Origin of the sequence: Commensalibacter sp. B14384M2 (assembly GCF_016101865.1) — a bacterium.
Classification (GTDB): domain Bacteria; phylum Pseudomonadota; class Alphaproteobacteria; order Acetobacterales; family Acetobacteraceae; genus Commensalibacter; species Commensalibacter melissae.
Genome location: NZ_JACFPS010000002.1, coordinates 14,448 through 33,345, shown reverse-complemented (window position 1 = coordinate 33,345; position 18,898 = coordinate 14,448). Strand labels below are relative to the sequence as shown.

The following is an 18,898-nucleotide window of genomic DNA, read 5'->3' as shown; positions in this document are numbered from 1 at the left end:
ATAAAAGGGTAATAGCGATGAGACGAAGACAATTTTTGGCAAATTCTATTGGCACAGCAGTTATGGTGGTTGGAAGTGGAAAATTTGTTTTTTCGAATATACCCGCTTTTGCGAGATCATCATCCGAATATAAATCCTTTCTTTTCAATATCTATCAACAGGCTGTTCAGCTAGGATTCAATGCCTCTATTATGAGGCATGCTTTGAATTATTCTTTACCGAATAAAAAAGTGATTGAACTTGATCATAAACAGCCAGAATTTGTCATGACATGGCAACAATATTACAAAAAAGTCATAACAGTAGAAAAAATAGAACAAGGTCGCAATAAATTTCATGAACTTCAAACGTTTTTGACTGCCCTTTGGCAGATTTATGAAGTTGATCCTTCTATACTTGTTGGAATATGGGGAATAGAATCCTTTTATGGCAAATTTCTCGGAAAATTTAATGTTATTGATGCTTTGGCAACTTTGGCTTATGAAGGTAGAAGAGCTAAATTTTTCAAAATTGAGCTCATGAATGCATTAAGAATTCTTAATCATAGAAATATCAATCCCGAAAATATGATGGGCAGTTATGCTGGTGCAATGGGCCAGCCCCAATTTATGCCCAGTGCATATTTACGGTATGCGGTTGATTTTTCAGGAAACGGTCATCCAAATATTTGGACAAATGAAAAAGATGTACTGGCTTCAATTGCCAATTATCTGAAGAAAAATGGTTGGCATGGATCTGAACCCTGGGGACAAAAAATTTTATTGCCAAATGATTTCAATGGTTCATATATCGGACATAGTGTTTCAAAAACACTTGGTGAATGGAAATCAATGGGCGTTAAGCGATTAGATGGTTCGGATTTTTCCCGTCTGGATATTTATGGCAGTATTTTGAAACCGGATGAGAAAAATAATAATGGTTTTATGATTTATCATAATTTTAATGTAATACGCCGCTACAACCCTTCGGATTATTATGCACTTGCAGTCGGATTGCTGGGAGATGCGATGATTGCATAAAATGATTGTTTTTTTGTAATATAAATATAAAATAACAAAATATTAATTTCGTGAATTTGTATTATATCGTGAAAAAATATTTATTTTCTCTATTGTTGATAAGTATAGTCTGTTGTACCAAGGAAGAAAAACCGTTGCAACCAGCTCAGATTCACTATGTGGTTGGTCAACCTTATCAGGTTGGGGAACAATGGTATTATCCAGAGGAAAATTTTTCCTATCATGCAACAGGTTTGGCAGTTATATCCAAAAATCAGAAAGATAAAGTGACAGCTGATGGGGAATATTATGACCCGCAACGTATGACAGGAGCACATCCCACATTGCAATTACCGAGTATTATAAAAGTTCGCAATGTTGACAATGGTAGGGAAATTTCAATTCGTTTGAATGATCGTCCATCATCTTATCCTTTAAGATTGTTGGAATTGACGCCAAAAGCTGGTGAATTATTGGGAATTTCAAACGGGCAAACAGTGAAAATCGAAATTGTTGAGGAAGAAAATCAAAGCCAAAATCTTGCTTTTGAAATGCCCAATGGTCCGCAAACGGAAATGAAAGTTAACACTGCGCCTTTGGATACAATCATGGTTGAAAATCTGAATGGCAAATCAAGCGAAAATAATGCGAAAAAAAAATCAGATCCCACTTTCCAAAAAGCATTAAATTCTTCATTAATATTAAAAGATTTGCCCGTCGCTTTTACGCAAGGTCAAATTACAGGGGGGCAAATATGGATTGATTGTGGCTCTTTCACCTTGCGAATTTATGCTAATAAATTGGCGGCACGTATTGGTGGGAGAGTGATCTATAGTTTTGAAGGAGGGCGCAGAATATTGCATGTTCGTTCTGGTCCCTATCAATCAGTCGAAAGTGCTGATCAAAATCTTGATTATTTGTTAAAATCTGGCATTAAGGGTGCCAAAATTATAGTTGAATAGGAACAAGCGTGCATACTCGTAGATCAATATTGACTGGAATTAGTGGCGTAGCTGCATCTCTGGCTCTGATAGATTCAAATTCAGCAAGTGCCCGAAGAGCCATTCGTAAGGCGGCAGGAAGGAAATTCTCGTCAGCAACTCAAGAAACGGTTTCGAATGGTCCACCAGCCGTAACACCAATAGGTCTTTTTGATACGTTGGCACAATACGCCTTTATCATGGATTATAATACAGGTACCGTTTTGATGGATAAATTGGCAGACCAACCTATGCATCCGTCGTCTTTGACAAAAATCATGACCTGTTATGTTGTTTTTGCCATGCTGCGAACCGGGCGTTTAAAACTTGATCAGTTGCTTCCCGTAAGTGAGAAAGCCTGGAAAATGCAGGGATCAAAAATGTTTGTTCCCCTGAATGGACAAGTTTCTGTCCAGGATTTGATCCAGGGTGTTGTTATACAGTCCGGGAATGATGCCTGTATTGTACTTGCCGAAGGAATTGCCGGATCTGAACAGCAGTTTGTATCCATGATGAATGAAATGGCGCCCAAGATGGGATTGCGGAATTCTCATTTTATGAACTGTACCGGATGGCCGGATAGCAATCATCTGATGTCTGCCCGTGATATTGCTCTGATAGCCTATCATCTTATTCATGATTATCCCGAATACTATCATTTTTTTTCCGAAAAAGAATTCACTTTTAATAAAATCACCCAGGGCAATCGAAATGTTTTGGTAGACAAAGGGCTTGCGGACGGTTTGAAAACAGGACATACTGATGCTGGCGGTTATGGATTATGTGCCAGTTCTGAACGGAATGGTCGTCGGGTCATAATGGTGGTCAATGGATTAACCTCGATGAATATGCGGGCCCATGAGAGTGAACGTTTGATAGAATGGTCTTTCAATCAATTTGAAAATGTTAAGTTATTCAATAAAGGGGATATTGTTGAACAGGCACCAGTTTGGATGGGAGCACAAGAAACAGTTCCGCTGGTTGCAGGTGAAAATCTTGTTTTAACCTTGCCTGTCGGGATGCGTGAAAAATTGAAGGTAACCCTTGATTATAATGCCCCTTTGTCCGCACCTGTTATGAAAGGACAAAATGTTGAGGCCTCTCTGTCCGTAAAAAATGGTGGAATTACTGTACAAGTTCCCATAATAGCTGGTGAGACTGTTGAAAAAGCTAATATTATTTCACGTATGATGAAAAATGTAAGCTATCGATTAACGAATAAAAATTAATCAACATTATTTTATTATTTATGTCAGGATATTTTATTACTTTTGAGGGCGGTGAAGGTGCTGGAAAATCTACACAAGCTCAATTATTGAAAGAAAAGCTGCAAAAAGATAATATTGATGTTCTCTTAACCCGTGAGCCAGGTGGAACAACGGGTGCCGAGGCCATTAGGAAATTATTGTTATTTGGGAATTGCGATTTTTCGCTTAAAGCTGAAATCCTGGCTCATTTTACCGCAAGGTGCGATCATGTAGATCAGGTCATAAAGCCAGCGCTGCAGCAGGGTAAAATAGTGCTGTGTGATCGTTTTATTGATTCAACACTGGCATATCAAGGTTATGGATTAGGTAAGGAAAATCCGGATATTTTGGAATTTATTCAAAAATTATCCAATTTGATAGATTTAATTCCCAATTTAACATTGATATTCGATGCCCCTTATGAAACGCTTATTGAGCGTTGTTTAAAACGTCAAACAAAAATTGATGCTTATGAACAACTCGGGTATGATTTTCATTATCGTGTTCTGAATGGTTTTCAATTGATAGCTAAAAATAATAAAAATCGATGTAAAGTTATCAAAGCTCATAAATTATTGCATGAGGTAACTCGGGAAGTTTACAATCTCGTCACGCATAAACTATCTGAATCAAGATATATTAAAAACAATGACAGCAAAACTAGATGACTCTTTATGGGGACATGAAAGGGAATATGATTGTTTCAAACAAGCCATTTTCCAAAATAAGCTTCATCATGCATGGTTGATATGTGGTGAGGTCGGGGTAGGCAAAAAAACTTTTGTCAATCATGTCATTCGTTTGATTCTTGGTAGCTCTGAAAATGTGTTGGCTAAGATAAGGGCGGGTAGTCATCCTGATTTATTAACGGTTAGTCGAAGAATAGATGAAAAGAAAAACCGTCTTCGTTCGGAAATTTTGATGGATGATATAAAAACGGTTGGAACGTTTTTACGATTGACTTCTGCCAATGGCGGGTGGCGCATTGTCATTATCGAAGAGGCGGATTTGATGAATCAGAATGCGGCCAATAGCTTATTAAAAATTTTGGAAGAGCCACCAGATGCTGCTTTAATTTTTTTAATCACTGCACATCCAAACCGTTTGTTGCCAACGATTTCAAGTCGTTGTCGTAAATTAATGCTTCATCCCTTATCAAATACTGTTTTATTAGAAGCCTTGATTAAATTAGCCCCCGAATATTCTGAGGCAGAATATCAAAAGATAATTACCCTGTCTCAGGGATCGATCGGTAAAGCATTATCATTATTGAATTCTGACACCTCAAATTTGCAAAATATTGTTGATGCCTTTTTCGAGAAGCCTTTCAAAGGAAGTGAGCTGAATGAAAAAGTTAAGTATATTTTACAAAAAGAAGATGGATTTTCTGTTTTTTTTAGCTTATTGACAGATAAATTCAATATGCTGATCGGTGAGGCTATAAAATCAAGGCAGAAACGATTTGGCAATCCATCTCGAACAGTAATGGAATGGATTGACATTTGGCAAAAAATTTTAAAATGGCATAAAGATACAGAATCTTTTAATTTGGATAAAAGACAAACCCTAATTTCCGATTTCGAACTAGTAAGTGAATTATGAAAAACCATTATATGATAACCACCCCGATTTATTATGTAAACGGGTTCCCCCATATTGGTCATGCCTATACCTCAATCGCTGCGGATGTTTTGGCCCGATTCAAACGATTGGATGGATATGATGTATTCTTTTTGACGGGTACTGACGAGCATGGACAAAAGGTTGAGCAGGCTGCCCACAATAATGAACAAACATCGGAAGTATTTGTAAATGAAATTTCTGCAAAATTCAGAAATATGGCTGATCAGTTAAACATATCATATAATGATTTTATACGAACGACCGAGGAACGTCATAAAAGAAGCTGCCAGACTTTATGGAAAAAAATCGCTGATGCTGGTCACATTTATCTTGGCGCTTATGAAGGATGGTATTCACTCAGGGATGAGTGTTATTATAGTGAAGATGAACTAACGACTACAGCAGATGGACAAAAGATTGCGCCCACAGGGGCACAGGTCAAATGGTTAAAAGAACCATCCTATTTTTTTAGATTGTCTGCTTGGCAAGACAAGTTGTTGGAATTTTATGAATTGCATCCAGAATTTATCGGCCCAGAAAGTCGTAAGAATGAACTGTTAAGTTTTGTAAAATCTGGTTTACGTGATTTATCCATCAGTCGTACGAGTTTCAAGTGGGGTATTCCAGTTCCAGGCGATAAGGATCATGTCATGTATGTATGGTTCGATGCGTTGACAAATTATATTTCCGCATTGGGCTATCCTGATACGGAATTATCAGATCGGTGGCGTTTTTGGCCAGCAGATTTGCATTTGGTGGGGAAGGAAATTGCACGTTTCCATGCGTTGTATTGGCCAGCTTTTTTAATGGCGGCGGGTTTGGAAGTTCCCAGACGAATATTTTCGCATGGCTGGTGGACAGTTGAAGGTGAAAAAATGAGTAAATCAGTAGGAAATGTTGTTGAGCCTATTGAATTGATCAATGAGTTCGGACTGGATCCTGTCCGATTTTTTCTTTTGCGTGAAGTTCCTTTCGGTGGAGACGGAGACTATAGCAGACAATCCCTGATCAATCGCATGAATAATGAATTGGCCAATGATCTGGGTAATCTTGCACAGAGAACTTTGACTCAAATTACCAGAAATTGTGACGGTATTTTACCAGATACTGGAAAAAGATTGGATGTGGATATACAGTTGATAGCAAAAGCTAAACTGTTGCCGATTTTATTAAGGGAACAAATGGACCGTCAGGCTTTTAATGAATCTTTAGAGGATATTTGGAAGGTTATACGCGCTTCAAATGCATATATCGATCATCAGGCGCCATGGAAATTGAAAAAAACTGATTTCGAGCGTATGAAGACTGTTTTAAGAACCTTGGTTGATGTGTTGCGCGAAATTGCCACTTGTTTACAGCCATTCATGCCTAATAGTATGGATACATTATTGACCCAGCTTGGGGTTGGTAAAAATGAACGTAATTTTTCAGATCTTGAAAAAGAAATTCATTCAGGAATAAAATTACCCTTACCTTTTCCTATTTTTCCTCGTTATACGGAAGCTGAACAAATCTGATGCATCTGGTTGATTCACACTGCCATCTTGATTTTTTTGATGATGATGAAAAAAAAGCCATTATTGATCGTGCAACACATGCAGGTTTGGGTGAAGTTGTAACAATAGGAACGCGTTTATCAAATGCGCGGCAGCAAATAGGAATAACCGATTATACAACTGATCATTTGAGTGTATGGTGCACGATTGGAACTCATCCTGAATATGTGATGGATGAACCTCTTTGTTCTGTTGACAGAATTGTTGAATTGACCAATCATCCCAAAGTTATAGGTATAGGTGAAACTGGACTTGATTATTTTTACGGTAAACAAGAGGCTTTTGAACGACAGAAAGAATCTTTTGAAAATCATATCCGTGCCTCGCAACAAACTGGATTGCCTGTATGTATTCATGCCCGGAATGCAGATGATGATATTGCCAAAATCTTAAAGAGAGAGACAGAAAAAGGAGGAGGATTTCCATTTTTAATTCATTGTTTTACATCTAGTATGAAACTGGCCGAAACAGTTCTAGATTTGGGTGGATATATTAGTATTTCAGGTATAATCACTTTTAAAAAAGCCCAGGATTTACGCGATATCGTTCTTCATTTACCTCAAGATAAAATTCTTGTTGAAACTGATTCTCCTTATCTGGCTCCCGTACCATTTCGGGGCAAACAAAATGAACCTGCATATGTTTATCAAACAGCAGAATTTATGGCAAAATTGTTGGCGGTTGATTTTGAAACGTTTAAAAAACAAACAACAGATAATTTTCATCGTCTTTTTAAAAAGGCGTCTTTTTAAAGGTAAATTGTTTAATGAAAATTACTATTCTGGGATGCGGAGGTTCGGGTGGTGTCCCATTGGTAGGAGGTGATGATGGTCAGGGGAATTGGGGAATATGTGATCCCCTGGAACAAAAGAATCAACGAACTCGATCCTCTATCGTTATTGAATTGAATAATGGCAAAAGAATTCTAATTGATTCAGGTCCTGATATACGAACTCAGTTATTGAGAGAAAAAATTGGCAGGGTTGACGCTGTTATTTATTCTCATGCACATGCAGATCATATTGCTGGTCTGGATGAATTGCGTTCAATCAACAGAGTTTTGGGTAAAGCCTTACCAATATATGCAACGAAAGATACATTATCTGAATTGAAATCAAGATTTGCCTACGCATTTAAGCCATGGAAAACCCAACCATATTTTTTTCGTCCAGTTTTGGATGTTCATCAGATTGATTATTATGATAACTTCATGATTGAAAATCAATCTATTCAAACATGTGAACAGATACATGGTTTTTGTAAATCCATGGGCATACGATGTGGTGATGTGGCATATTGTACCGATGTGGTTCGGATTCCGGAACAAGGGTTGAAAATTTTATCTAATCTTGATCTGTTTATTGTGGGATGTTTTCAACGGAATGAACATCCTGCCCATGCATGGATTGGCAAGGTTCTGGAATGGAAAAAAATTATCAAGCCAAAAAGAACGATTTTAACGCATATGGGACCTGATATGGATTGGAATTGTCTAAAGGCAAATCTGCCGCCGGACATCGAAGTTGCCTATGATGGACTAATTCTCTATTCTTCGTAATCATACAAATAATAAATTAAAACATACAAGAGTATAATATGACTGCTGCATCTGACGGTTTAATTAAGGACGCTCCCTTTGCAAGGGCATTAAGTGAACGCTATTTGGCCTATGCCCTGTCAACAATAATGTCGCGTTCATTACCAGATGTAAGGGATGGATTGAAACCTGTTCATCGTCGTTTGATATATGCCATGCGTCAATTGAAACTTGATCCAAAATCAGGATTTAAGAAATGCGCCCGTATTGTTGGGGATGTTATTGGTAAATATCATCCACATGGGGATGCCGCTGTCTATGAAGCGCTCGTTCGTCTCGCACAGGATTTCGCTGTACGGTATCCCTTGATTGAGGGACAGGGAAATTTTGGATCCATTGATGGTGATAATGCTGCGGCCATGCGTTATACTGAATCCCGTATGACAAGAATTGCCCAGTTTTTATTGCAAGGTATCGATGAAGATTGTGTTGATTTTCGTGATACCTATGATGGAGAGGAAAAAGAACCCGTTGTTTTACCAGGTGCATTCCCAAATCTTTTGGCAAATGGTGCAAGCGGAATTGCTGTTGGAATGGCAACAAATATTCCCCCACATAATGTGGGTGAAATTTATCAGGCCGCTATGATCCTTATTAAAAATCCTGAAGTTTCTACACAGGATTTGTTGCGTTTTGTAAAAGGTCCAGATTTTCCAACAGGAGGGAAAATTGTTGAAAATCAAAATGTTATTCAACAAACTTACGAAACTGGTCGAGGCTCATTAAGGCTCAGGGCAAAATGGGAAGTTGAACATGGCCGATTTGGAACTTGGGTTATCGTTGTTAAGGAAATACCCTACCAAGTGCAGAAATCCAAATTGATTGAACAGATAGCCACTTTGATGGAACAGAAGAAACTTCCATTATTGGCAGATATAAGAGATGAAAGTACTGATGAAATACGGCTTATATTAGAGCCCAAAGTTAAAACAGTGCAGCCTGAAATTTTAATGGAATCCATGTTTAAACTGACTGTCTTGGAAAACCGGTTTGCTTACAACATGAATGTGCTTGATCGCAATGCCGTTCCTAAATTGATGGGATTGAAAGCCATTTTGAAATCATGGTTGGATCATCGTTATGAAGTCCTCAAACGTCGAAGTCAATATCGGTTAAATGTTATTGAACAGCGATTGGAAATTCTGGAGGGTTTATTAGCGGTATATCTAAATCTTGATGAAGTTATTCGTATAATTCGAGATGAAGATGAAGTTAAAACTGTTTTGATGCAAACTTTCAATCTGTCAGATGTTCAGGCTGAAGCCATTCTCAATATCCGTTTGAGAAGTTTGAGACGATTGGAAGAAATTGCAATAAAAAATGAATATGCTCAACTCACAAATGAAAAATCTAATTTAAAAACGTTGCTGGCAAGTGAATCTCTTTGCTGGAAAGAAATCAACAAAGAATTGAAAGAGGGTTTGAAAACGTTCGGTCAGTCCGATGATGGTTTGAGAAAAACGGAAATTTCTGAAGCGCCTAAAACAATAGATGTTATGGATATTCTGGAAGAGGTGGAACGTGAACCTCTGACAATTATTTTATCCTCCAAAGGTTGGATACGTGCTTTGAAAGGACATAATCTTGACAGTGATAAGCTGAAATTCAAAGAAGGGGATCATTTATTTAAAATATTGGAATGTCATAGTAATGATCGAATTTGCATTATCGGTAGTGAAGGTAAATCATTCAATATAAAGGCATTAGATTTACCAAGAGGCCGAGGTGATGGTCAACCCATACGTCTTCTTGCTGACATAGCAAATGATGCTGAGGTTATTGAATTTTTTATTTTAGATGAAAAAAAGAAATATGTTCTTGTTTCAACCTCAGCAAAGGGATTTGTCATTTCTGGGGAAAATCTAGTTACTGAACGGAAAACGGGTAAACAAGTTCTAACTTTAAAGGATAATGAAAAAACATTCGCTTGTCTTGAAGGTAATGGAAATTATATTGCCATTGCGAATTCATCCAGTAAATTTCTGATATTTCCACTAGAACAAATTCCTGAATTAAAAAAGGGTAGTGGTGTTCTATTACAGAAATTGGGTAAAGGAAAACTGAAACTGGTTATAGTTTTTGATTCTGAGATTGGTTTTACAATGCCTGGTCAAACAAAAGTCAGAAATTTTGAAATATTGGAAAATTATATAGGTAATCGTGCATCTGTTGGACATAAATCTCCTAATTGGTTGAGGATTTAGTCTTATTTTAGTCCAAAGGATATTTATAAAATAATTAATTAATTAATTAATATTTAAAATACCCCTTTATAGATGAAAATTATAACTGTTTTAATAATTTTGCCGCTTCTGGAGCAAAATAAGTCATAATCGCATTTGCTCCAGCTCTCTTGAAACAGAGAAGCGTTTCAAGAATAGCCTGATTATTATCAAGATAATCATGGTTAATCGCGTTTTTCAACATGGCATATTCACCAGAAACCTGGTAACTGACAATTGGAATATTGAATCTATCTCTTACCATTCGGATTATGTCCAAATAGGGCAATCCCGGTTTGATGATAACTGAATCAGCACCTTCTTGAATATCAAGTTCGACTTCAGAAAGAGCCTCTCGACTATTGGCAGGATCCATCTGATAAGTTTTTTTATCGCCTTTTAAAAGTTTTCCTGATTCCAGCGCATCTCTGAAAGGTCCATAATAAACACTGGCATATTTTGCGGCATATGACATGATTCGTGTATTAACAAAATTATCATTGTCCAATGCCTTTCGGATTGCCGCGACCCTACCATCCATCATGTCAGAAGGCGCGATAAAATCCATACCTGCTCGGGCTTGATTAATCGATTGTCTGACTAGTATCTCTATGGTTTCATCATTGGCAACATAACCATTTTTTATTATTCCGTCATGGCCATGGCTGGTATAAGGATCAAGAGCTACATCCCCGATTAATAATATTTCTGGAAATCTTTTTTTAAGTTCTCTTGATGCACGGCAAATTAGATTATCGGGATTATAGGCTTCCTTTCCCTCTGGATCACGTTTATCGTTGGTGGTCACAGGAAATAATGCAAGCGCGGGGATATCCAGATTTGCAGCAGGTTCTATATATGCAGCCAGACGATCAACAGTAACCCGTTTAATTCCAGGCATTGAAGAAACCTCTGTTTCAATATTGTTGCCCTCAATAATAAAAATTGGCCAAATCAAATCATCTTTACTCAATTTATTTTCAGCTACCAGACGACGCGTTGCAGAATCAATTCGATTGCGTCGCATACGAGTCAGAGGAAAGCTTCCAATCATGGTATCAATCCTTAATTAATTATGAAATTTCTGTTGTAATTTACTGTGTTTATGACCATAAAGCCAATAAATAATTATACCTATGAACATCCATCCCCCAATGGTTAACCATGTTATATTGCTTAGGGAATACATCAGCACACAACAAACCAAAGTGCCAAGTATCGGTATGATATCGCCACCTGGCACCTTAAAACGCCGGGGGAAATCTTTATGGGTTCGACGTAAAATCATTACTGATATACATACGAAAAAAAAGGCGGATAATGCACCTATAGAGCACATTTCACTTAAAATTGAAATAGGAATAAAGGCAGATAGAATACAGATAAAAACCATAAAAAACATGTGTGATAGATGAGGAGTTTTATGGTCGGGATGAATAACAGAAAAGAATTTGGGAATCAAACCGTCTTTAGAAAGGGTAAAAAAGATACGTGTTTGACCTACAAGAAGTAATACAAGAACAGGAAAATAACCAATGATGATACTGAATTTGATTACGGGCTGTAACCATTTATAAGGGGTGTGATCAATGGCTGTTGCCACAGGTGCGCCATTGCCAAGCAATTGATGAAAATTGACAAGCCCAACAATAACAAAGGCAAACGTGACATAAATGAGTGCTGTAATTGTAATGATTATTAAAATAGCTTTCGGGATATCCCTTGATGGATTTTTAACTTCCTGTGCAGTAGAAGCTACACTATCAAAACCTATATAGGCAAAAAAGATCATGCCGGCAGCTTGAAAGATTCCTGAAATGCCAAAATGACCAAATTGACCTGTATTTTCTGGGATAAAAGGCTTGAAATTGTCAAAATCAACATAGGAAAATCCAAAAGCGATAACAGCAAATACAACAAACAACTTGATCAAAACAATCATATTGTTCATTCGAAAGGATTGTTTAATCCCTTGTATCAGATAAAGAGACAGAAATATGATGACAAATGTGGATGGAAGGTTCAATATCCCAGAAATATTCTGGCCGTTTATATTTATTTTCTCTAGTGGTGAAGCGAAAAATTGATAGGGTAGGTGTAAGTGAAAACTTATCAGAATTGACTTTAAATATTGTGACCAACTTACCGCTACCGCTGCTGCTCCGACAGAATATTCAAGCACCAAATTCCATCCAACAATCCAGGCTATAAATTCTCCCATAGCGATATAGATATAACTATAAGAACTGCCCGATTCTGTAATCATTCCAGCAAGTTCACTGTAACATAATCCTATGAATGAACATGCCAATGCTCCTATTAGGAAAGAAAGAAGTACGGCGGGACCAGCATGTTCTGATGCAGCAATACCTGTAACTGTAAAGAGTCCGGTTCCAACAATTCCACCAACGCCAAAAAAAATCAGACTAGGCATGCCGATTACGCGCGCCAAACCGTTTTCATGCTGGTTATTTTCTATGGATTTTTTTCTAAATAGTGATTTTCTCTTGGATAGATCCATAGAATAGCCCTTTTTTAAAATTTATCACAATATCGTGTAAAGTTCTTAAAATAAATCATATTTTTTTGGAATTTATTTTTTCAGTAATAGCGTATTATCTTACATATTTAATTGCAGAAAATCACAAAATTGAATATTTAATAGAGAGTCTCTTAAATATGTAGTTTTCTAGGAATCCATGAATGTCCGAAAATAATTTATATCATCAATTTTTTCAATCTGATGTTTCTCAAACAGATCCTGAGGTTTACGCAGCTTTACAAAGCGAACTTACCCGTCAACAGGACGGTATTGAGTTAATAGCAAGTGAAAATATTGTTTCCAAGGCAGTTTTAGAGGCTCAGGGTAGCGTATTGACGAATAAATATGCTGAAGGATATCCCGGACGTCGTTATTATGGCGGATGTGGCGAAGTTGATAAGGTGGAAGTTCTTGCAATTGAACGTGTCAAGAAAATTTTCAACGCGCAATTTGCCAATGTTCAACCACATTCCGGTGCGAATGCCAATCTGGCTGCATTTATGGCTACTGTCAAACCTGGTGAAAAAGTATTGGGAATGAATTTGGCAGCGGGTGGACATTTAACCCATGGTGCGGCACCTAATTTTTCTGGAAAATGGTTCCATGCATTGCACTATGGAATTCGAAAAGAGGATGGCTTGATTGATTATGACGAGCTCGAGGCGACTGCAAGAAATGAAAAACCACGTTTGATTATTGCAGGTGGATCTGCATATCCCAGAATTATTGATTTCGCCCGTTTCAGAAAAATTGCCGATGAAGTTGGTGCTTTTCTGATGGTTGACATGGCTCATTTTGCCGGATTGGTTGCAGCAGGCCTTTTCCCAAACCCAATGGATTACGCTGATATTGTCACCAGTACAACGCATAAAACTTTACGTGGACCTCGTGGAGGAATTGTTTTAACAAACAGTCCCGATTTGGCTAAAAAAATCAATTCAGCAGTATTTCCCGGATTACAGGGTGGTCCATTGATGCATGTCATCGCTGCAAAAGCGGTGGCCTTTGCTGAAGCAATGCATCCGGAATTCAAGACCTATCAAAAAGCGGTTGCAAACAATGCCCGTGTATTGGCAGACACCTTGATTGAATGTGGATTTGATATTGTTACAAATGGTACGGACAGCCATTTGTTACTTGTTGATTTACGTCCCAAGAAAGTAACGGGAAAACAGGCGGAAGAAAGTTTGGAAAGAGCGGGAATAACCGCAAATAAAAATGCGGTTCCTTTTGATCCGGAAAAACCGGCCATTACTTCCGGTATTCGTCTAGGTAGTCCAGCAGGGACAACTAGAGGGTTTGGTGAAGCAGAATTTCGTGAAATTGGTCTCTTGATAAATGAAGTTCTAACTCCATTGGCAAATGCCAAAGATAATGATAACAGTTTTGCGGAAAAAGCTGTTCGCGATAAAGTCATGGCTTTATGTAAACGCTTTCCCATATATAAAAAGTAATTATTTCAAGGGTATTGCAGATTCAGCCATTTCATAAATTATGGCGTTTATTGCCCCCATATCAGCGAAGATTTTATCTAAGCAAAGTGGGGGGGATATTAGCACCTTCTATATCATCAGAACCCTTTTGTGACCAAAGCGTAATAATAATTGGTGAGTTTTCAAAAGCTTCTGGTTTGGGTGAAGGTGCGCGTATAATGTATAATGCACTTAAAAACGAAAATGTTATCGTTCAGAAAATCGATATCGACCCCTATGGTTTTTCTTATACAAAATATAAGGAAGCGCGTAGAATTTTATCAGTTTATCCATACGCATCATTGATTTTTCATATCAATGCCCCACAATTGGCATTTGCATTATTGAATTTACCTCGTTTTTTATTGAAAAACAGAAAAATAATAGGTTATTGGGCATGGGAGCTTGAAATTTTGCCAAAAGAATGGGAGGTGGGTTTCAGATTTGTTCATGAAATATGGGTACCCTCTCGTTTTGTCGCAAAAGCCGTTAAACATTGGGCTAATAAATATCAAAAAAAGATTACGGTTGTTCCTCATCCTATTGCAGCATATCCTGTAGCAATTGCGTCAGGTCTAACTCGTGAAAGTCTTGGTTTACCCCAAGCAACTTTAAATATATTAACATCTTTTAATCTTTCTTCATCTTTTGTTAGAAAAAATCCTATAGCCGCAATCAGGGCTTTTAGAAAAGCGTGTGAAACAATAGCTCATGATAAAATTAGCCTTATTCTCAAGGTTTCCTATATTAATGATTTTCGTCAGGATTTTAATGAATTAAAGAAAGCAATAGATGGACAAAAAAATATCATTCTTTATACTAATTTATTGACAACAGAGGAAAATAGGGCGCTTATATTTCATTCTGATATTATTTTGTCACTTCATCGTAGTGAAGGTTTTGGGTTGGTGCCAGCAGAAGCTATGCAATACGGAAAAGCTGTTATTTCCACTAATTGGTCTGCAACTAGTGAGTATATTGATGAAAACTGTGGTGTTCCTGTTAATTACAAACTGATACCTGTAAAAGACCCACGAAAAGTATATGAATTGCCGAATGCCTTGTGGGCTGAACCTGATATTGAATATGCCGCTAAAAAAATTAATGAATTGTTTTACAATGAAAACTATCGTAATAATTTAGGTGTTTTATCTAAAAATAAAATTAAAACGATATTTAATTCAAAATTTTTAAAAAAAAGATTTAATAATTATTTGGTAAGAAATAATGGATAAATCATTTAATATTTTAGTATGGCAATGGGGTAGAAAGGGAGCGGGACCAAAAATTGCTGTTGAATTGTCAAATGCTTTAAGATCTATTAAAAATTTAAACATTCTACTATCCTTATCCGATCGGGCTGAAATTATTGATTATAATCCGGAATGTCAAATTGGTATAAAGTTTAAAACATATTCATCAATATTGGGATATTTAATACGATGGATAGAGTCTCCTTATTGGATATTGTATTTGATATATCATCTTAAAAAAAATAAGGTAGACTTGGCCATATGCACAATGCCGGGATTATTAGATATGATTATGATTTCGGCCTTGAAAATATTGAAAATCCCATGTGTTGTAATTATTCACGATGCTTATCCTCATCCGGGGGATGGATATCTTTTTCAACATTTTTTGCAAAGACAGTTGATTAAAAATTCAGATTTGATCGTAACTTTTACTCAATACGTATACAATCAATTAAATAAAAGGAATTTTTTATCAAAATCAAAATTTATAAGGGTATGGCATCCCCCTTTAAAATATGATTATGAAAATATTTCTGTTTCAAAAAACAAAAATGAAATACATCTTTTGAATTTTGGTCGTCTTTTGCCTTATAAAGGGTTTGATCTGTTAAATGACGCTTTAAAACTAGTCAAATCGGATAGGTCTTATATAGTTCGTATAGTAGGGCAGGGTCCAAAAAGCAAGGTTTTAAAACTGTTAAATCGTAGAAAAAATGTATATGTCGAAAATAGATGGGTTCCGGAAAATGAAATTGCATCCATTTTTGAATGGGCGGATGCTATAATCTTGCCGTATGAGGAGGCCAGTCAAAGTGGTGTTTTGGCCATTGCCCTGGCATTTTCAAAACCCGTTTTAATAACAAGGGTAGGAGGATTAATGGAGCAATGCAATCATAAAGACCTTGTTTTTTTATGCAATCCCAATCCTGAAGATATAGCCAAAAATATTGAGAAAATTCTGGAGTTGCCTTTTCCGTTAAAAAGAGAACATATGGATACGTCACATGAATGGAAAAAAATGGCAAAGGATTTAATTTCGCAAATAAACGAGAAATTCAATTTTCATTTAAAGTTAGATACTCGATGACAGAAGTTTCGATTTTGACAGAAAATTTTGCTGGAATGAAAACGCAAGCCCTTGGGTTTGTTAAAAGGGCACAATTCGATTACAGTTTTCATCAGTTAAAACCTAGATTTCCCTGGAAATTTATTTCAGCACCCTTTTGGCCCAATCCTTTGAAAGCGGTATTTCCTTTTCAACCAAAAGATAATTCTGTAATTGTAAGCGTAGGAAGTGTGGGGGGTGTTGTAAATGCCGACTTACGCAAGGAAAATCATATAGCCATACATATACAGAATCCGCGTATCGCATTAAATAAATTCGATCTTATCATTGCCAATCCACATGATAATATTAAAGCGGACAATGTTCTTGTATCGCGTAATGCATTGCATCATATAACTCCCTCATTGCTGTCTGAAAATTTGCATTATTGGAATTCCATTCTTCATGATCCGGTAAAACCATTGGTAAGTGTTTTGCTGGGCGGAAATAATGGCAGATTCAAATTTGGTGTAAAAGAAGCTGAACAGATTGCTTATCAATTAAAAAGGGTTATTACTAAAAACAATATTTCACTTGCGGTGACTCCTTCAAGAAGAACGAATCCTTCAGCTTTAAAAAGATTGAAAGAAATATTATCACCATTTAGTGTATATATTTGGAATGGTGAGGGAGAAAATCCCTATTTAGGATTACTGGCATGTGCTGATTATATATTGGTTACAATTGATAGTGTTTCAATGGTTTCTGAGGCTATTGCCACTTCTGTACCAGTAATGATCTTGCCATTGCCCGGTAAATCAAAAAGAATTTCTTCCTTCATCAATTCAATGATTAATGAAAAACGAATCAGGATGTTTGAGGGGAAACTTGAAACATGGCGTGTCACCTCGATTGATGATACAGATGAGATCATCAATCAAGCAAAGTTAAAATTAAAATTATAAAATTTTATTAATAATTTACTTTTATTTTTTCTTAAAAAGAGTATATTGAATACATCTTTAATGATTTATCTTAGTTGTAACAGGGTTTATTAAGATTTTTATTAAAGATGTATTTTAAATATATTATTTAATTAAAATTAAGGGTCACTATAAATGCTAACCGAAGCTCAAAAAACGCTTGTTAAAAATACAGTGCCAGTTTTAAGAGAGCATGGCATTGAACTAACTTCCTATTTCTATAAACGGATGTTGAATAATAATGCTGAACTTAAACAGATTTTTAACCGTGGACATCAAGAAGCCGGAAAGCAACAACATGCACTTGCTACGGCTGTTCTGGCATATGCAGAAAACATCGATAATCCAACCATACTAGAAAATGCTTTCATTCATATTGCCAATAAACATGTAAGCCTGAATATTCGGGCGGAACATTATCCTATTGTTGGGGAACATCTTCTGGCATCTATTAGTGAGGTATTGGGTGAAGCCGCTACCGATGATCTAATCGAAGCTTGGGGAGCTGCCTATCAACAATTGGCTCAACTGTTAATTGATATTGAATTGGGCATATACAAAGAACAGATCAGAGAACATGCATGGACAGGTTGGAGAGGATTTAAAATAGTCAAGAAAATTCCTGAAAGCGAACAAATCACGTCGTTTTATCTACAACCGGTTGATGGGGGCAAGCTTCCGGAATTTTATCCTGGACAATATGTTTCAGTTCGAATTTATGTCCCAGAATGGAATTTAATTCAGCCGCGTCAATATACATTATCTGATTCTCCTGGAAAAGATACGTTGCGTATTACAGTTAAACGTGAAGATGGTAAGGGGAAAACTCCGGCAGGTAAGGTTTCCAATCTACTTCATAAGAGTTATGATGTTGGAGATATCATAGATCTGTCTGCACCAGCAGGAGAATTCTATCTAAATCAGCAAGGGAAAAATCCGATTATTCTTATGAGTGCCGGGGTTGGAATTACTCCCATGTATTCCATGCTGTCTTTTCTGCATGAAAAACAAAGTAATCGTTCTGTCCATTTCATTCACGGAACACATAATGGTAAACAACATGCCTTACGTGAAAAAGTAAATGAAATTGTTGAAAAAAGTCCCACTTTTAATCGCTTTATTTTTTATTCAAAACCTGATGGTGAAGATAGACAGGGAATAGATTATGATTATCAAGGGCGTATGGACATCAATAGGATAGATCAGTCAATTTTTGATAAAGATGCTGATTATTATCTTTGTGGACCTGTTGAATTCATGAAAGATGAGGGTAAAAAATTGAAGGAAAAAGGTATTCCACCTGAAAAAATTCATGTTGAGGCTTTTGGAACAGGAGTTTTTAGCATTTAATCAATTAAATGTTTTACCATGATAATT

16 protein-coding genes are annotated in these 18,898 nt (G+C 36.6%); 14 read left to right on the top strand and 2 right to left on the bottom strand.

What is annotated here, in order from left to right:
• The first annotated feature begins 17 nt into the window (after positions 1–17).
• The 9 genes from H3R33_RS03975 to parC all read left to right on the top strand — a co-directional run bounded on the left by H3R33_RS03975 (position 18) and on the right by parC (position 10,205).
• On the top strand, positions 18–1,019 hold the full coding sequence (locus tag H3R33_RS03975) for a lytic transglycosylase domain-containing protein (RefSeq protein ID WP_198184953.1): 1,002 nt from the start codon (positions 18–20) through the stop codon (positions 1,017–1,019).
• Positions 1,020–1,153: 134 nt separating this feature from the next.
• On the top strand, positions 1,154–1,960 hold the full coding sequence (locus H3R33_RS03970; protein ID WP_198184954.1) for an SPOR domain-containing protein: 807 nt from the start codon (positions 1,154–1,156) through the stop codon (positions 1,958–1,960).
• A gap of 8 nt (positions 1,961–1,968) precedes the next feature.
• Positions 1,969–3,207, top strand: coding sequence for a D-alanyl-D-alanine carboxypeptidase family protein (locus H3R33_RS03965; RefSeq protein WP_198184955.1), 1,239 nt, complete (start codon positions 1,969–1,971; stop codon positions 3,205–3,207).
• 20 nt (positions 3,208–3,227) lie between these two features.
• The gene (gene tmk / locus H3R33_RS03960; RefSeq protein ID WP_110438965.1) at positions 3,228–3,893 is read left to right on the top strand and encodes a dTMP kinase; all 666 of its coding nucleotides are present in this window, start codon (positions 3,228–3,230) and stop codon (positions 3,891–3,893) included.
• Entirely contained in the window at positions 3,874–4,827 is a 954-nt protein-coding gene (locus tag H3R33_RS03955; protein ID WP_198184956.1) for an AAA family ATPase, read from the top strand. Before tmk ends, H3R33_RS03955 begins: the two co-directional genes overlap by 20 nt.
• Positions 4,824–6,365 carry a methionine--tRNA ligase gene (gene metG, locus H3R33_RS03950; protein WP_198184957.1) on the top strand — a complete coding sequence of 514 codons (1,542 nt, stop codon included), beginning with the start codon at positions 4,824–4,826 and terminating at the stop codon, positions 6,363–6,365. Before H3R33_RS03955 ends, metG begins: the two co-directional genes overlap by 4 nt.
• Positions 6,365–7,156 carry a TatD family hydrolase gene (locus H3R33_RS03945; RefSeq protein ID WP_198184958.1) on the top strand — a complete coding sequence of 264 codons (792 nt, stop codon included), beginning with the start codon at positions 6,365–6,367 and terminating at the stop codon, positions 7,154–7,156. Before metG ends, H3R33_RS03945 begins: the two co-directional genes overlap by 1 nt.
• 14 nt (positions 7,157–7,170) lie before the next feature.
• On the top strand, positions 7,171–7,962 hold the full coding sequence (locus tag H3R33_RS03940) for an MBL fold metallo-hydrolase (protein ID WP_198184959.1): 792 nt from the start codon (positions 7,171–7,173) through the stop codon (positions 7,960–7,962).
• A 38-nt stretch (positions 7,963–8,000) separates the two neighbouring features.
• The gene (gene parC, locus H3R33_RS03935) at positions 8,001–10,205 is read left to right on the top strand and encodes a DNA topoisomerase IV subunit A (protein WP_122123523.1); all 2,205 of its coding nucleotides are present in this window, start codon (positions 8,001–8,003) and stop codon (positions 10,203–10,205) included.
• A 79-nt stretch (positions 10,206–10,284) separates the two neighbouring features.
• On the opposite strand, the gene hemB is transcribed toward parC, so the two are convergent.
• Together hemB and H3R33_RS03925 are read right to left on the bottom strand one after the other, a co-directional pair.
• The gene (hemB, locus tag H3R33_RS03930; RefSeq protein WP_122123524.1) at positions 10,285–11,277 is read right to left on the bottom strand and encodes a porphobilinogen synthase; all 993 of its coding nucleotides are present in this window, start codon (positions 11,275–11,277) and stop codon (positions 10,285–10,287) included.
• Between the two features lie 15 nt (positions 11,278–11,292).
• Positions 11,293–12,744 (bottom strand): APC family permease, encoded by a 1,452-nt coding sequence (locus H3R33_RS03925; protein WP_198184960.1) that lies wholly within the window; start codon positions 12,742–12,744, stop codon positions 11,293–11,295.
• Positions 12,745–12,926: 182 nt separating this feature from the next.
• Between H3R33_RS03925 and glyA the strand changes: the two genes are divergently transcribed.
• The 5 genes from glyA (at position 12,927) to hmpA (ending at position 18,871) form a co-directional block, all read left to right on the top strand.
• On the top strand, positions 12,927–14,219 hold the full coding sequence (gene glyA, locus H3R33_RS03920; protein ID WP_198184961.1) for a serine hydroxymethyltransferase: 1,293 nt from the start codon (positions 12,927–12,929) through the stop codon (positions 14,217–14,219).
• A gap of 14 nt (positions 14,220–14,233) precedes the next feature.
• A complete protein-coding gene (locus H3R33_RS03915; RefSeq protein ID WP_198184962.1) occupies positions 14,234–15,472 on the top strand; it encodes a glycosyltransferase family 4 protein in 1,239 nt (412 codons plus the stop codon).
• Entirely contained in the window at positions 15,465–16,580 is a 1,116-nt protein-coding gene (locus tag H3R33_RS03910; RefSeq protein ID WP_198184963.1) for a glycosyltransferase family 4 protein, read from the top strand. Before H3R33_RS03915 ends, H3R33_RS03910 begins: the two co-directional genes overlap by 8 nt.
• A complete protein-coding gene (locus H3R33_RS03905; protein ID WP_198184964.1) occupies positions 16,577–17,503 on the top strand; it encodes a mitochondrial fission ELM1 family protein in 927 nt (308 codons plus the stop codon). The genes H3R33_RS03910 and H3R33_RS03905 overlap by 4 nt, the downstream gene beginning before the upstream one ends.
• Before the next feature lie 153 nt (positions 17,504–17,656).
• Positions 17,657–18,871 (top strand): NO-inducible flavohemoprotein, encoded by a 1,215-nt coding sequence (gene hmpA / locus H3R33_RS03900; RefSeq protein WP_122123529.1) that lies wholly within the window; start codon positions 17,657–17,659, stop codon positions 18,869–18,871.
• The last annotated feature ends 27 nt before the right edge of the window (positions 18,872–18,898 follow it).